The 15,508-nt window shown below is 61.9% G+C and carries 14 protein-coding genes; 5 read left to right on the forward strand and 9 right to left on the reverse strand.

All coding sequences use genetic code 11. From position 1 onward, the window contains the following. Window positions 1-25: 25 nt before the first annotated feature. Both RAS12_RS00310 and RAS12_RS00315 read left to right on the forward strand, forming a co-directional pair. On the forward strand, window positions 26-1,507 hold the full coding sequence (locus RAS12_RS00310; protein ID WP_306944345.1) for a metal-dependent hydrolase family protein: 1,482 nt from the start codon (window positions 26-28) through the stop codon (window positions 1,505-1,507). A 228-nt stretch (window positions 1,508-1,735) separates the two neighbouring features. Then, window positions 1,736-1,939, forward strand: coding sequence for a hypothetical protein (locus RAS12_RS00315; RefSeq protein WP_306944347.1), 204 nt, complete (start codon window positions 1,736-1,738; stop codon window positions 1,937-1,939). A 40-nt stretch (window positions 1,940-1,979) separates the two neighbouring features. Here the strand turns inward: RAS12_RS00315 and RAS12_RS00320 are convergent, their stop codons facing one another. From RAS12_RS00320 to cyoA, 5 genes are read right to left on the reverse strand one after another with little or no spacing between them, the layout of a single operon-like run. Beyond that, on the reverse strand, window positions 1,980-3,125 hold the full coding sequence (locus RAS12_RS00320; protein WP_306944350.1) for an aminotransferase class I/II-fold pyridoxal phosphate-dependent enzyme: 1,146 nt from the start codon (window positions 3,123-3,125) through the stop codon (window positions 1,980-1,982). 10 nt (window positions 3,126-3,135) lie between these two features. Next, a complete protein-coding gene (gene cyoD, locus RAS12_RS00325) occupies window positions 3,136-3,534 on the reverse strand; it encodes a cytochrome o ubiquinol oxidase subunit IV (RefSeq protein ID WP_306944351.1) in 399 nt (132 codons plus the stop codon). Continuing rightward, the gene (cyoC, locus tag RAS12_RS00330; protein WP_306944354.1) at window positions 3,531-4,148 is read right to left on the reverse strand and encodes a cytochrome o ubiquinol oxidase subunit III; all 618 of its coding nucleotides are present in this window, start codon (window positions 4,146-4,148) and stop codon (window positions 3,531-3,533) included. Before cyoC ends, cyoD begins: the two co-directional genes overlap by 4 nt. Window positions 4,149-4,151: 3 nt before the next feature. Continuing rightward, window positions 4,152-6,128: a cytochrome o ubiquinol oxidase subunit I gene (cyoB, locus tag RAS12_RS00335; protein WP_306944356.1), complete on the reverse strand. Its 1,977-nt coding sequence runs from the start codon at window positions 6,126-6,128 to the stop codon at window positions 4,152-4,154. Then, window positions 6,113-7,084 carry a ubiquinol oxidase subunit II gene (gene cyoA, locus RAS12_RS00340; protein WP_306944358.1) on the reverse strand — a complete coding sequence of 324 codons (972 nt, stop codon included), beginning with the start codon at window positions 7,082-7,084 and terminating at the stop codon, window positions 6,113-6,115. The genes cyoB and cyoA overlap by 16 nt, the downstream gene beginning before the upstream one ends. A 190-nt stretch (window positions 7,085-7,274) precedes the next feature. Here cyoA and RAS12_RS00345 point away from each other — a divergent pair, with 190 nt between their 5' ends. Next, the gene (locus RAS12_RS00345) at window positions 7,275-8,663 is read left to right on the forward strand and encodes an aminotransferase-like domain-containing protein (protein WP_306944360.1); all 1,389 of its coding nucleotides are present in this window, start codon (window positions 7,275-7,277) and stop codon (window positions 8,661-8,663) included. Here RAS12_RS00345 and RAS12_RS00350 read toward each other — a convergent pair. Then, window positions 8,660-9,580: a LysR substrate-binding domain-containing protein gene (locus RAS12_RS00350; protein WP_306944361.1), complete on the reverse strand. Its 921-nt coding sequence runs from the start codon at window positions 9,578-9,580 to the stop codon at window positions 8,660-8,662. The two genes, RAS12_RS00345 and RAS12_RS00350, sit on opposite strands and share 4 nt — an antisense overlap. A gap of 160 nt (window positions 9,581-9,740) precedes the next feature. Here RAS12_RS00350 and RAS12_RS00355 point away from each other — a divergent pair, with 160 nt between their 5' ends. After that, window positions 9,741-10,526, forward strand: a complete 786-nt coding sequence (locus RAS12_RS00355; RefSeq protein WP_306951696.1) for an SDR family oxidoreductase — start codon at window positions 9,741-9,743, stop codon at window positions 10,524-10,526. A gap of 39 nt (window positions 10,527-10,565) precedes the next feature. Next, window positions 10,566-11,501, forward strand: a complete 936-nt coding sequence (locus RAS12_RS00360) for a dihydrodipicolinate synthase family protein (RefSeq protein ID WP_306951698.1) — start codon at window positions 10,566-10,568, stop codon at window positions 11,499-11,501. A 127-nt stretch (window positions 11,502-11,628) separates the two neighbouring features. On the opposite strand, the gene RAS12_RS00365 is transcribed toward RAS12_RS00360, so the two are convergent. The 3 genes from RAS12_RS00365 to RAS12_RS00375 form a co-directional block, all read right to left on the reverse strand. Further along, the gene (locus tag RAS12_RS00365) at window positions 11,629-12,882 is read right to left on the reverse strand and encodes an NAD(P)/FAD-dependent oxidoreductase (RefSeq protein WP_306944364.1); all 1,254 of its coding nucleotides are present in this window, start codon (window positions 12,880-12,882) and stop codon (window positions 11,629-11,631) included. Beyond that, on the reverse strand, window positions 12,879-13,931 hold the full coding sequence (locus RAS12_RS00370) for an Ldh family oxidoreductase (RefSeq protein ID WP_306944366.1): 1,053 nt from the start codon (window positions 13,929-13,931) through the stop codon (window positions 12,879-12,881). The genes RAS12_RS00365 and RAS12_RS00370 overlap by 4 nt, the downstream gene beginning before the upstream one ends. Before the next feature lie 131 nt (window positions 13,932-14,062). Continuing rightward, window positions 14,063-15,475 carry a trypsin-like peptidase domain-containing protein gene (locus RAS12_RS00375; RefSeq protein WP_306944368.1) on the reverse strand — a complete coding sequence of 471 codons (1,413 nt, stop codon included), beginning with the start codon at window positions 15,473-15,475 and terminating at the stop codon, window positions 14,063-14,065. Between the last annotated feature and the right edge of the window lie 33 nt (window positions 15,476-15,508).

Here is a 15,508-nt window from a genome sequence, read left to right on the forward strand (position 1 = left end):
GCTGGTTCACTCTCAGGATATTTCGATGGCTCCCTCTGACGCGCGCCAACACGAGCTTTCACAAAGCTATCTGTTTCATCGACCTCGGTCCTGCCATTGCGGCAGCGTAGCGTGCAAGCTCGTCTACCAGCGCGTCATGGCAGATATGTCGCGCCGCATGTTTCTTGGCGGAGTCGCGGCAACGCTGATTCCGTTTGTTTCGCTGCGTGCCGCTGACGATGTGACGCGCCAGCCAGCAACGCCCGCCCAGCCGCGTCTGTTGACGAATTTGCGCCTGTTCGACGGTACCGGAAAACCTGTGCGCGAGGGCGTGCAGGTATTGATTCAAGGCAACGTGATCTCCGCTTTGCCCGCGGCAGGGGAAAGCGTCGAAGGCGCGCAAGTCATTGATTGTCAGGGAAAAGTGGTGATGCCCGGGCTGATAGACGTGCACTGGCATTCCATGTTGGCGGCCATTTCGCAGGTCACCGCCATGACGGCCGATATCGGCTATCTGTACATCGCCGCCGCGCAAGAGGCCGAGCGCACGCTATTGCGGGGTTTTACTTCCATACGCGATGCGGGCGGCCCGGCGTTTGCGCTTAAACGCGCCATTGATGAAGGCATGGTGCCGGGGCCACGCATTTATCCCAGCGGGGCCATGATTTCCCAGACAGCGGGCCACGGGGATTTTCGCTTGCGCAGCGAGGTGCCGCGCGCCGCCAATGGGCCGTTGAGCCTGGTGGAGAGCGCAGGCGTGGCGATGATCGCTGACGGCAGCGCGGAAGTGTTGCGCCGGGTGCGCGAGCAACTGATGTTGGGCGCTACTCAAGTCAAGGTGATAGCAGGCGGCGGCGTCGCGTCGCTTTACGACCCCCTGGATAGCACACAATTCTCGGAGGTAGAGCTGCGAACGGCGGTCGAGGCGGCGGACGACTGGAATACCTATGTGATGGCGCACGTCTATACGCCTAAGGGCATCCAGCGCACGATCAAGGCGGGGGTGCAATGTATTGAGCACGGCCAGTTGGCGGACGAGGCCAGCGTACGCATGATGCGCGACGAAGGCGTGTGGTGGAGCCTTCAGCCATTTTTGCAGGACGAGGACAGCAATGCCTATCCGGACGCGGCACGGCAAGCGAGCCAGCGGCAAGTCGCGGAAGGCACGGTGAAGGCCTATGAAATGGCACAGAAATATGGGATCAAGACCGGCTGGGGCACAGACATTCTGTTCAATGCAAAAAACACGCCTACGCAAGGCAGGCAGTTGGCCAAGATGGTGCGCTTCTATGACGCGCTGACGGCGCTGGCTCAAGCCACAGGCGTGAACGGCGAATTGCTGGCTTTGTCGGGTGAGCGGAATCCTTATCCTCGCGCCCTGGGCCGCATCGTGCCGGGCGCCTATGCCGACTTGCTGGTGGCAGATGGTGATCCCGCCCGGAATCTGGATTTTCTAGGCGACCCCGGTAAAAACCTGCGCCTGATCATGAAGGACGGCAAGGTATATAAAAACACGCTGACAGCTTGACGGGTTTTTGTGCCGCCGGTCTGCATGCAGATGACTGGTGCGCATAAACGCGGGTCTATTAAACGGTCGTTTAATATTGCGGAATATATTGACACTGTTAATGTGTTAGATACTTTCTGTCTGGTTTGTTTTCTTTTATTATCCTTCGCCCTGCATAGGCATTACTACACTGCGGCCTCCTTGTAGAAACGCGAATCCGCAATGCTGAATAGGGCGGTTGTAGTAGTAGTGGCCACATTGCTCGCGGTCTGGCCGTCACAAAAAATAATGGAAGAATTAATCTGCGTGACGGTGCCATCTCCCACAAAAATTATTGTGCTGATGAGAAAAGACGTGTTTTTGCAATGGAATGCGCCACCCAAGTCAGGGTGCGAGAACGACGACGGCATAGGCATGAGCCGTGTGCGCGCCGTGACAGGAATTCGCGGCTGATAACCGGGCAGGCGCGCAGGGCCGGCCGCCGGTATGCGTGTCACGGAGCGCTGGTTCCCGCGATGGCATGCGCAATCTGGGGAAGATTGTGTTCTGTGATCAAGGAAATACCCAGCCGGCCGGATGGCGACACGATGCGGCGAGCCTGCACAGGCGATGATTCCGATGTCAGCGGGGCCGCATTCAAGGCCGTTTCAATAGAGGGATGCAAGGCCGGGTCGTAGCTGAAGAACCCGCGCTGCTGCGTCAGGTACGACCAGTCCCAGGCGGGCGACAAGCGGCACAAGGTCTTGTGCAGCGCCGCCCGAATCTGGCTGACACGATCCCGCATGCCCAACAGTTCGTCCTGCCACAGCTTGCGCAGGCCCGGCTGGTTCAAAATGCGCGCGACGACTCCAACGGAACCCGGCACGGCGTTCGCCCGTGTCCAGGCTTGCATGGTGGATTGCAGTGTTTGCGCCAAGTCCAGCGACGGGCAGTAGGCGTTCAGGCTGCCGCAGCGCGCGTCCGACAGCTGGAATATTTTTGAGCACGACTGCGCTACCAGCGTGAACACATTGCGGCTGGCCATCGCTGCCACGCCGTAGTTGTCGTCCTGCACCGTTTCACCTAGCCCTTGGTAGGCCATGTCGATGAAGGGGGTATGCCCCAGCGCTTTGATCACATCGGCAATAACATCCCACTGTTGGCGATTCAGGTCGCTGCCGGTGGGGTTGTGGCAACTGGCTTGCAGCACGATGATGGCGGGCGCAGGCAGGCGGCATAGAAAGCCCACCAGGCTACCGACATCCAGCTTGCGGTCTTGCGCATTGAAATAGGGATAGTGCCCAACGGCAAAACCCGCCTGCTCGAAAATCCGCTGGTAATTCCCCCAGCTTGGAGTCGGCAGGTAGACGCGGCGCGCGGGTGACACGCCCGCCAGCAGTTGAGCGCCCAGCGTCAGGGCATGCGTGCCGCTGGCGGCTGGATGAGTCAGAAACCGCCGCGGGTCCTGGCCGTCCCGGCTGTCGCCGAACACCAGGCCGCCCACGGCGTGCGCAAACATACCGGCATCGGCAGCGGCTTGAGCCGACCCGCCCACGCGTAGCGCGGCGCGAGCCTGGCGCACGCTCTCGAACTGGGGGATGTTGCCCTGCGCGTCCAGATACAGGGCCGGAAGTTCGGCGTCCAAAAGCGTGCGTTCCATGTGGCGGTCCTTACGGGCGAATCTTGGCCTGATCCACGGACATCTGCATGGGCATCATGTTTTCATTGGCGTTGTGCATGACCCATAGCGAACCCGCCACCAGAATCGCAATCAGCAGCGCCGTGCAAATAAAGACGCCCGTGTTTTCGCGTTGCTTGCTGGATGCGCCCAAATGCAGGAAATACACCAGTTGCACCAGCAGTTGCACGACGCACAGAACGGCCAGCGTGGCCAGCCTGGCCTCGCGCGGCACCAGGTCCGTCATAACGGCGCCGAACGACGCCAGAGTCAGAACGAGCGACAGCAGGAAACCGACAAAGTAACTTTTCAGGCTGCCGTGCGAGTTGTCGTGACCGGCGTTGTCGCCATGATCGTGCGCGCCGGGCGTGGGATGGGTGATCGTGCTCATACGAACTCGCGCAGGTAGACAAAGGTAAAGACGCAGATCCAGACCAGGTCCAGAAAGTGCCAGAACATCGACAGGCAGGACAGACGGCGCCGAACGATGCCATCCAGGCCGTAGTGGTGCACTTGGTGCATCAGAACCAGAATCCAGATCAGACCGAACGACACGTGCAGGCCGTGCGTGCCGACCAGCGTGAAGTAGGCCGACAGATAGGCGCTGGTGCTCGGGCTTGCGCCTTCGGCAAGCAGTACCGAAAACTCGTACAGCTCCATGGCGATGAAGCCCGCGCCGATCAGGAACGTGATGCCCAGCCAGGTAATGACCTGCTGCTTGCGGCCGGCCTGCATGCCCAGCATGGCCACGCCGAAAGTGAAGCTGCTGATCAGCAGCAACATCGTTTCGCCCAGCACAAAGGGCAGGTGGAACAGTTCTGCGCCGGTATGCCCGCCCGCCGTGCTATTGCCCAGCACCGCAAAGGTGGCGAACAGCACGGCAAAGATCAGGCAGTCGCTCATCAGATAGATCCAGAACCCCATCGTGGTCTTGGCTCCGTCGTCGTGATGCTCGTCGTGCGCGTCATGGGCGCCGGGGGCGCCGCTCAGAGTCAGATGGCTCATGATTTACGCAGCCTCCTGGAGTTTCGCGTAGCGGGCGTTTTCGATGCGTTCGACCTCGGCCGCGGGTATGTAGAAGTCCACGTCGCGGTCATAGCTGCGCGCCACAAAAGTGATGATGATGCCGACGAGGCTGCCCACGGCCACGGCCCACATGTGCCAGACCAGCGCAAAGCACAGCACCAGGCCCAGCATGGAAATCACAAACCCCACCGCGGTGTTGCGCGGCATATGGATGGGTTCGTACTTGGCAGGACGCACATAGGCTCGGCCCGCCTGCTTGTTATCCCAATGCTGTTCCAGCGAGGTGATCTCTGGCGTTACGGCAAAGTTGTAGGACGGCACGGGCGAAGCGGTAGCCCATTCCAGGCTGCGCGCATCCCAGGGATCGCCCGTCAGGTCGCGGTTTTGCTTGCGGTCTTTGACGCTGACAACAATCTGGATCAAGAGCGCCAAGATGCCCAGGCCGATGATGACCGCGCCAACCAGCGCCACGATCAGGTAGGGCTGCCAGTCCGCATGCGGATAGTGGTTCATGCGGCGCGTCATGCCCTTGAAGCCCAGGATGTACAGCGGCATGAAGGCCAGGAAGAAGCCGATCAGCCAGCACCAGAACGAGGTCTTGCCCCAGAATTCATTCAGCGTGAAACCGTAGACCTTGGGGAACCAGAAGGTCAGGCCCGCCAGGCAGCCGAACACCACGCCGCCAATAATGACGTTATGAAAGTGCGCCACCAGGAACAAGCTGTTGTGCAGCACGAAGTCTGCGCCCGGCACGGCAAGCAGCACGCCCGTCATGCCGCCGATGGCAAACGTGACCATGAAGCCTATCGTCCACAGCGTGGCGGAGTGATAGCGGATGCGGCCGCGGAACATCGTGAAAAGCCAGTTGAACAGCTTCACGCCCGTGGGAATCGAAATGATCGATGTCATGATGCCAAAGAAGGCGTTCACGTTGGCGCCCGAGCCCATGGTGAAGAAGTGGTGCAGCCACACGAAGAACGACAGAATGCCGATCGACGACGTGGCATACACCATCGACTTGTAGCCGAACAGCGGCTTACGCGAGAACGTGGCAATGATTTCCGAGAACGCGCCAAACGCCGGCAGGATCAGGATGTAGACCTCGGGGTGGCCCCAGATCCAGATCAGGTTGATGTACATCATCGCGTTTCCACCAAGCTCGTTGGTGAAGAAATGCATGTCGAAGTACCGGTCCATCGTCAGCAGCGCCAAGGTCGCCGTCAGCACGGGGAACACCGCCACGATAAGGATGTTGGTGATCAGCGCGGTCCACGTGAACACCGGCATCTTCATCAGGTTCATGCCTGGCGCGCGCATGCGCAGAATGGTCACGATGAAGTTGATGCCCGACAGCGTGGTGCCCAATCCCGATATCTGCAAGGACCAGATGTAGTAGTCCACCCCCACGGTTGGACTGTATTGCAACCCTGATAATGGCGGATATGCGACCCAGCCCGTGGCGGCGAAGTCGCCTACGAACATCGAGATCATGACCAGAATCGCGCCCACGGCAGACAGCCAGAAACCCAGCGAGTTCACCAGCGGGTAAGCCACGTCGCGCGCGCCGATCTGCAACGGCACGACCACGTTCATCAATCCCAGGATCAGGGGCGTGGCTACGAAGAAGATCATGATGACGCCGTGCGCCGTAAAGATCTGATCGTAGTGGTGCGGCGGCAGATAACCTGCGGCGTCGCCTACGGCCATGGCCTGCTGGGCGCGCATCATGATGGCGTCGGCAAAGCCGCGCAGCAGCATGATCAGCGCCAGGATGATGTACATCGCGCCGATGCGCTTGTGATCGACGGTGGTGATCCACTCGGTCCACAGGTACCCCCACTTTCGGTAGTACGTCATGGCGGCCACGAGGGCCAGGCCGAGCAGGGTGACGACCCCCAGCGTGCCCATGATGATGGGCTCGTGGTAGGGGACCGCCTCTAGGGTCAGTTTGCCGAACATAGTTCGCTCGCTATTGCTTGTTCAAGGGATTGCGTCAGCGCCAGTTGTTTGGCGGTCGAGCGCGGCGCGCCATGGCTGTGCATGTACAGGTTGACGATGGAGTCGAACAGCGCAGGCTGCACTTGCGAATACACCGCCGGTTCCATGCGGCCGCTGGGCTGGGCCAGACGTTCATAGGCGGCGGCATCCAGCTTTTGTGGCGCGTTTTGCGCTTGCTTGACCCAGGTGTCGAATTCAGCGCGCGAGGTCGCGTGCGTCAGGAAGTGCATGTCGGAAAAGCCGGGACCGCTGTAGGCCGCCGACAGGCCGGGAAAATCGCCCGGTTCGTCGGCGATCAGGTGCAGGCGGGTTTGCATGCCGGCCATCGCATAGATCTGGGTGCCCAGTTGCGGGATGAAGAACGAATTCATCATCGACTGCGCCGTCAGCTTGAATTCCAGCGGCGTGCCCACGGGGACCGGCAACTGGTTAATGGTGGCGATGCCGTAATCCGGATAGATGAAGAGCCACTTCCAGTCCAGCGCCACGACTTCAATGCGCAGCGGCGCCACTTCGGATTGCAGGGGCTTGTAGGGGTCCAGTTCGTGCGTGGTCTTCCAGATCAGCACGGCCAGAATGGCGACGATGATGCAGGGAATGGTCCACACGATCACTTCAATGCTGGTGGAATGCGACCACTTCGGTTCGTAGCGTGCGCGAGTATTGGTCTCGCGGTAGCGCCAGCCGAAGTACAAGGTCAGCAGGATCACGGGGATCACCACCAGCAACATGAGGCCCGAGGCGATCAGAATCAGGTTTTTGGTCTGAACGCCGATATCGCCCTTGGGTGAAAACAGCGCCATTTCGCAGCCGCTCAACAGCAGGGGCAGCAAAGCTATACACGCTGCCTTGGGTAGCGCGCGCAAGCGGGATGCCCGGGCGCCAGCACGCCGGGCCCAGGTTCGAGAGTTGGACATGTGATATCCCTTGGTTACGGACACTAAGTCCATACATCAGCCAGGGATTGGGTCAGGCGGTAGCGCGGCGGCATCTGTATGGCTGTAAAGCCGTACAAGATTTATAATGTATGGACTTAATTCAAGTTTGTTGCCATACTAATTGATTAATATCATCCATACATTGCGACATTCTGGCGCAGGTAAATCCATGCAAGACGACGATATGTATGCAGTTTGGCCGGAGAAACTCACGCGTGGCGGGGGGCCTCGCTACCGTCAGATTGCGGATTTCATTGCACAGGCAGTGTTGGAAAACCGCCTGCTACCGGGCGACCGCTTGCCGCCGCAGCGCGGCTTGGCCCAGCGGCTGGGCGTAGACCTGACCACGGTGACTCGCGCTTATGCCGAAGCCGGGCAGCGGGGGTTATTGGATCCGCGCGGCGCGTTGGGCACGTTTATCGCCCGGCCAGCCGCTCAGTCCGCGCAACTGATTGACTTGGGCATGAACATGCCGCCCGCGCCGCTGGGCTGTGATCTGCAAGATTTAGTGCAGCACGGTTTGGGCAAGGTGATGGACCGGCATGACGTCAATGTGATGATGGCTTACCACTTGGCAGGCGGCGGTCCCGAAGGGCGCGAGGCTGGCGCGCAGTGGCTGGCGCAAGCCGTCGGGCCGATTGATCCCGCGCTGGTGCTGGTATGTCCCGGGGCGCAAGCCGCGCTGGCTGCGTTGATCCTGGCCTGCAGCCAACCCGGAGACAGCATCGTTGCGGAACCGCTGGTGTATCCGGGGCTGCTTAGTGCGGCCCAGCATCTGGGCCGTCAGGTGTTGGCGGCCGAGGCCGATGCGGACGGCATGACGCCCGCCGGCCTTGAGCGCGCCTGCCGCGAAAGCGGCAGCCGGCTGGTCTATCTGAATCCCACGCTGCAAAATCCCACGGCCCATACGATGAGCGCCCAGCGCCGTCGCGATCTGGTGCGCTCGGCCTCGGCCTGCGGCGCCATGATTATCGAAGACGATCCTTATCGGCTGTTTCTGGACGATGCGCCGCCGCCTTTGGCGAGTTATGCGCCAGCATCCGTGTTTCATATCGCGACGCTGGCCAAGTGTTTGACGCCTGGCCTGCGCACGGCCTTTGTACTGAGTCCAGACCAGGAAAGCCGCGAACAAGTGTTGGCGGCGATGCGCTCTTTCGCGCTGATGGCCACGCCCCTGATGGGCGCGCTGACTACCCAATGGATCGTCAGCGGAACCGCGCAAGTCATCTTGAATGGCGTGCGCGCCGAGGCTCAGGCGCGGCAACGGCTGGCTCGCCAGTTGCTGCCGGGTCCGTTCCACGCAGACCCAGTGGGCATACACGTTTGGCAGACCTTGCCCGCGCCATGGACCGCCATGGATCTGGCGCGAGTGGCTCGTGACGAAGGGTTAAGCGTCACGTCGTCGGATGCCTTTCAGGTTGGCGCTGGCGCCGGACCTAATGCGATTCGAATCTCTTTAGGGGGCGTGAAGGATCGCCAGGCGCTGGCGCATGCGCTGGATAAATTGGCCGAGCTGATGCGCCGCCGTCCGTATGCGCACCGGGACCCTATCGTTTAAGCGGGATGAAGGGGGGCTGCCGCCGGCTGTCCGCTTTCTTCCAGCAGCCAATCCCGAAACGCCGCCAGCGCTGGCGTGACCAGCTTGTCGGGCGGCGCCAGAAAGAAGTAACCCGCGCCCGTGCTGAAGGTTTCGTCCAGCGCGGGCACCAACACGCCTTGGCGGATTTCATCCTCTACCAGGAACGTGGGCAATAGCCCGATGCCGATGCCCGAGGCCGCGGCCTGGATCAAGTGGGTCGTCAATTCAAACTGCGCGCCCATGCGCATCGTGCGCACGGGCAGCCCGTGCGCCTCAAACCAATGGCGCCACACGGCGGGGCGGGCGGCCACTTGCAGCAGCATGTGCTGGGACAGATCGGCAGGCGTGCGGGCCGGATGTCTGGCGGCCAGCTCGGGGCTGATGACAGGAATGACGTGTTCGTCCATCAAGCGGTAGGGCACCAGACCCGGCCAGTCTCCGTCACCCACGGCAATGACGGCATCAATGCCCGCCAGGTCCAGATCAAAGCGCAACACCCGCGAATGCAGGTGAACCAGAATACCGGGGTGCTGCGCGTAAAAGCGGTTCAGCCGCGGCATGAGCCACTTTGCCGTGAACGTGGGCAGCGCGGCCAGATGGATGGCGCCGCGTCCGGTGCGGTGCGAGATCGCTTGCAGCGACGCGCTGCGGATGCGTTGCAGTACCGCCTCCAGTTCCTTTTGGTATCCCCGCCCGGCGTCGGTCAGAAGAATCCGGCGCTTTTCACGCCGGAACAGCGGCACGTCCAAAAGCGCTTCCAGCGCCTGCACCTGCCGGCTGACGGCGCTTTGCGTTAACGCCAATTCCGCGGCGGCTCGCGTAAAGCTCAGATGGCGGGCGCTGGCTTCGAAAGCCAGCAACAAAGACATGGACGGGGTCAGGCGGCGCGGGTTCATTCTGGAAACACATGAAAGATAGGCATTAACTGTACCGTGTTGCGGGAAAGATCATTCATAAAGTGAATGATCTGCCTGAGTATTTTCCATTTTTCTTGAGAGGCCTGCATAAGGAAAATAGACGTGAAGCAATGCAAGCGTCACATTCACGGAGGTAATGATGGATCTGGGTATCAAGAACAAGACCGCATTGGTGCTGGGCGGCGGCGGCGGATTGGGCAGCGCGATTGCGGGGGCGCTGGCACAGGAAGGCGTCAAGGTCGTCGTGGCCGACCTGAACCTGGATGCTGCCACTGCCACGGCGGACAAGATCACCATAGATGGCCTGAGCGCTGTTGCGATGCAATGGGATTTGCGGGCGCTGGATGCCTTCGACAGCCAGGTAGCTTGGATTGAAGCGAATGTCGGCCCGGTCGATATCCTGATTAACAACACGGGCGGTCCGCCGCCCACGCCGTCTTCCGGCCAGCAGGCGGATCTGTGGCGCGAACACTTCGAAGGCATGGTGCTGTCCGTCATCAAGCTGACCGACCGCGTATTGCCGGGCATGCGCCAACGCGGCTGGGGAAGAATCATCACCAGCACCTCGTCGGGCGTGATTGCTCCGATTCCCAACCTGGGTATCTCGAACGCGTTGCGCATGTCGCTCGTGGGCTGGTCCAAGACGCTGGCGCGTGAAGTGGGCAAGGACGGTATTACGTCGAACATCGTGCTGCCCGGCCGTATCGCCACCGCCCGCATCACGTTCCTGGACGAAGCGCGCGCCAAACGCGAAGGCCGCAGCGTTGAAGAGGTCAGCACCGAGAGCACCGCCGCCATCCCGGCAGGCCGCTACGGCGACCCCAAGGAGTACGGCGACACGGTTGCGTTCCTGGCCAGCGCGCGGGCCAGCTACATCACCGGTTCCACGATCCGGGTCGATGGCGGCCTGATCGCCAGTATCTAAAGCGCTTCGGCGGACATAAAACTTTCAAGGACCTAGATGATGAAACTGACTGCTGATGCCAAGGGCGTGTTTCCGATTGCGCCCACCCCGTTCTTTGACGACGGCGCCGTGGACCACGCGTCGATCGACCGGATGATGGATTTTTATCAGGCTTGCGGCTCGACCGGCCTGACGGTGCTGGGCCAGTTGGGCGAAGCGCCCAAATTGGATTTCGCGGAATCGCTGGACATTGCATCGCAGGTCATCGGCAAGGCGGGCGGCATGCCTGTCGTAGTGGGCGTGTCCGCCCCCGGTTTCGCATCCATGCGCGCGCTGTCGCGAGAGGTCATGGACCGCGGCGCGGCTGGCGTGATGATTGCGCCGCCCAACACCTTGCGCACCGACGATCAGATCGTCAATTACTACCACCAGGCGGTTGAAGCCATTGGCGACGATGTGCCCTTTGTGCTTCAGGACTATCCGCTGACGTTTTCCGTGCAGATGGCGCCCACTGTCATCCGGCGCATCGTGACGGATCTGGCCTCGTGCGTGATGCTCAAGCACGAAGACTGGCCCGGCCTGGAAAAGATCTCGGCGCTGCGCCGCTTTGAAGCCGAAGGCACCATGCGCCACATTTCCATCCTGTGCGGCAATAACGGCCTGTTCCTGGACTACGAGATGGCGCGCGGCGCCGACGGCGCCAACACGGGCTACTGCTTCCCGGACATGCTGTGCGACTTCGTCAAATGGGTGGGTGAGGGCAAGATTGAAGCCGCCCACGATCTGTTTGACGCGCATCTGCCGTTGTTGCGCTATGAACAGCAACCGGGTGTGGGGCTGGCGGTGCGCAAATACGTGATGATGCGCCGGGGCATCTTGACGAGCGCGGCGCAACGCCGTCCGGGTAGCGTGTTGACGGCGCAGGCGAAGACCGAGGTCGATCATCTGCTTGCCCGCCTGGGCAAGCATGATCCGCGAGCGCGCAACCTGGTGTAAAGCGAGAAGGATTGACGCCGAAGTGCGGCAAGTGACAATGACGAATATCCGGGCCGGCAAGGCTGGCCCGATTGCCGTTTTCTTACCGCGCGTCTTTCTACCGCATGTCTTCCTTCCGCATGTCTTCCTACCGCGAAAAGCGTTGAATGGAGTAGGGAGCGAGATCCACTCGCGGCGCCTGCTTTGCCAGCAAATCCGCAATCAGCAATCCGGTTGTGGCGGATTGCGTCAGCCCCAGATGACCGTGCCCGAACGCATACAGCACCGACTCGTTGTTGGGGGAGCGGCCGATGACCGGCAGTGAGTCTGGTGTGGCGGGGCGGTGCCCCGCCCATTGCACGGCGCCCGTTTCGTCCATGCCGGGCAGTAGGCGCCGGCCCATGGTCAACAGCGCCTGACTGCGCGCGTAATTGGGCGGGGCATTGAGTCCTGCGAATTCGGCTGCGCCGCCGATGCGCAGGCCGACAGACAACGGCGTCGCGACGAATTTGCGTTCTGCAAAGATCACCTCGCGTTGCAGCATGGCGCCTGCTGCGGGCAGCGTGGTGTTGTAGCCTCTTTCACTTTCCAGCAGCACGCGGTCGCCGGCAGTGCGCGCAAGCGGCGCGGACCAAGCGCCGGCCGCGACCACAATGTGTGCGGCGTCTATCGAGCGGCCATCTTCAAGCAAAGCGGCCGGGCGGTTGCGATTGCGAATGTTCAGCCCCCGGACCTGACCTGCCACCAAGGTGGCGCCGTTCGCCGCAACGTGACGGCGTAGCGCGTCAACAATGGCTTTGGGGTCAGACACGTGGGCGCAATCGTGCAACCTGACACCACAGGAAAACACAGGGGCCAGACGGGGCTCCAGGCTGCGGATCTCGTCGGCGGATAAGGCTGTCCAGTTCACGCCAAGCTCGCGCTTTAGCGCCCAGTTGGCGGTGTCGGCTCGGAAGTTGCTTTCCTGTTCGTACACCGTGATGGCGCCGTGGCAATGGATCTGGTCACGCAGGCCAATCGTGTCCAGCATCGGAATGAAATCTTCCAGCGCCCGGTTGTTCAAGCGGGCCAGCGCCTCGGAAATGCGGCGATAGGCGCCGGGCTTGCTGACCGCGTTAAAAGCCATGAACCACGGCAGCGCCCGGGGCAGGTGTTGCCATCTGAGCGCAAGCGGTCCCAACGGGTCCATCAGCCATTTGATGGCCTTCCATTGAACCCCTGGGACCGAAAACGGGGTGTGTTCGGCAACGGCAATGGAACCCGCGTTGCCATGAGAGGCGCGGTCGCCTTCAAACGCCGGGTCAATGACGGTGACCGAGAAGCCCGTTTGCTGTGCCGCCAACGCGCAATTCAAACCGACTATGCCGGCCCCGATGATGATGACGTCCTGACCCGGGTTCATAGGTTGTCAGATTTGCCCAGCTTGCGGACTTCGTCGTAGAGCGCGCGGCTGACCCAGACGCCTTCTTGCTCGCTTTTTGCACGGGCCTTGAAGCGGCGTTCGGATGGCAGGCGGGCGCCCTGGCCGCTGATGGCATCGAGCATCGCTTCGGCGGCAGCGGTATTTGCGGTTAGCATTCCGCGGCCCAGCAGTTGGGGGTCCAGCGCGATCAGCAGTTCGCCGTGCAAGGGCGTGGCTCCCGCGCCCGCGTCGTAGGCCTGGGATTGCATACTGGTCCAATCGCCGATCAGCGGGCCAGCCAGCAGTTCGATCATGGTGGACAGCGCCGACCCCTTGTACGAGCCAAAGGTCGTCATGGCGCCGTCCATGCCAGCCGCGGCGTCGGTGGTGGGTTGACCGTATTTGTCGATGGCCCAGCCTTCGGGGATGGGCTTGCCGGTGCGCCGGTGCAGTTCGATTTCGCCGCGCGCCACCATGCTGGTCGCGAAGTCGAAGACGTAGGGGAAAGCGCCCGGGCGTGGCCATGCAAAGGCCAGCGGGTTGGTGCCGAAGACTGGCCGCGTGCCGCCGGCGGGCGCTACCCAGCTATGACTGGGTGTCATCGCGATACCGGCCAAGCCCAGTGCGGCGATGGCTTCGACCTCGGGCCACAAAGCCGAAAAGTGAAAGCAGTTATTGATGGCCAGCACCGCGATGCCATTTTTCTTGGCCTTTTCAGCCAGGTGCGGGAGGCCTTCCTGAAATGCCAGCAATGAATAGGCGCGCTGGGCGTCCACCTGGACGACGGCGGGCGTGGGATGCGTGACGACGGGCAGGGCGGCGGGGTCCACCAGCCCTGTCTGCAAGGTGCGCACGCAGACGATCAGGCGGTAAAGCCCGTGGGACTGGCAGTCATCGCGTTGGCCGGCGGTGATCGTCTGGGCGATCGCCGCCGTGTGAGGGGCAGAAAAGCCGTTGCGGCTCAGGACATCGACCGACAAGTCATAGACCTGGTCGATCGAGAGGTTGATCATGTCCGTGTTCACGGGGCCTCCGGTACAGCGTTGCATGGCCGGGTCCCGTGGACAGGACGCCGGTCGAATGAATGCGGGGCGCGGGGCGTGCTGCGCGGACCTAGTGTAGCCGTGTAGCGGTTCTTAATATATTAGGAATGGTCTTAAATGCGATCGGACCGAGTGATTCAGTTCACCTGCAAGGAATACACCGACCTGCCGCGCACCAAGGTCAATATCAACGGCTGCCTGCCAACCCCGGCCAACAGATCGCGCAGATCCGCCAGCTTGCTGACCGGGCGCTGGTTCAGGCCGATGATAATGTCACCGCGCTGGACGCGCGCGGCCACCGGACCTCGTTCGGGATAGGTGGCACTGATCGCCACGCCGTCATTGCCTTGCACCCGCTGCGCGCGGGCAATTTCTGAAAATTCCACCCCCGTCAGCCGCGCATCCAGCGAGCCTCCATGCAGCCGCTCGCTTTGTTCAGGCTCGATGCGCAGCGAAATCTCGATGCGGGCGCCCGCCCGCTGCAAGGCCAGCCGCACCTCGCGTCCCACGGGCAAAAGGCCTTCCGCGTTGCGCAGTTGCGCACTGGTGGAAACGGCTTTGCCGTCTACCGACAAGATCTGATCGCGAGCTTGGACACCGGCCTTCTGGGCGGGTGATCCGTCGGTGACACGGGCCACCGCCACGCCTGTTGATCCCGGCGCCAGCCCCAGCTGGCGCGCGTTGCGCGGCGTGATGTCCAAGGTGTCCAGGCCCAGACCGCCGCGCTGCACTTGCCCGTGTTGCAGCAACTGCCGCATGACTTCGCCCGCCAGATTGGACGGGATGGCAAAGCCGATGCCGACATTGCCGCCCGAAGGCGTGTAGATCATGGTGTTGATGCCGACCAGTTCGCCGTTCAAATTGACCAGCGCGCCGCCCGAGTTGCCCGGGTTGATGGACGCGTCGGTCTGGATGAAGTTCTGATAACCGGCGGCGCGCAGATTCGAGCGGTCCAACGCGGACACGATGCCCGACGACGCCGACTGACCCAGCCCAAAGGGGTCGCCAATGGCCACGACAAAATCGCCGACCCGCAAATCGCTGGAATCCGAAAGCGACAGTGCTTGCAGGTTCTGCGCCGGAATGCGCAGCACCGCCAGATCCGTGTCCGGGTCGCTGCCCACGACGGTGGCCGTGAAACTGCGGCCGTCCTGTAAAGACACGCGGATAGCCGACGCGCCGCGCACCACGTGGTGGTTCGTCAGGATGTTGCCTTGCGCGGCGTCGACAATCACGCCCGACCCTACGTTCTGACGCATGCCTTGCGCGCGCACGTCGCCGCCAGCGGCCGTTTGCCGCGGGTCGGACTGCGCCGAGATATTGACGACGGCGGGCGTTACGTGTTCCAGCATCGGCGCCAGCGAGGGCAGGGGCTGCCCATCGACTGCCAGGGGCAGGGCGGCTTGGTTCACGCCAGGCGCGGCAGCGATCAATAAGGCCAACAGGCCCCGGCGAGCACCCTGCACGAGGGCTAGCGGCGCCTTATTCAATAACCTATGGGCATTGGTCTGGCGGACCGTCTCAACGGGCGCTGCCGGCAACTCTGGCATGGGGTTCCTTCGTGCATCTGAGCGGCGAGTATC

The organism is Achromobacter seleniivolatilans, assembly GCF_030864005.1.
Taxonomy (GTDB): domain Bacteria; phylum Pseudomonadota; class Gammaproteobacteria; order Burkholderiales; family Burkholderiaceae_B; genus Achromobacter; species Achromobacter seleniivolatilans.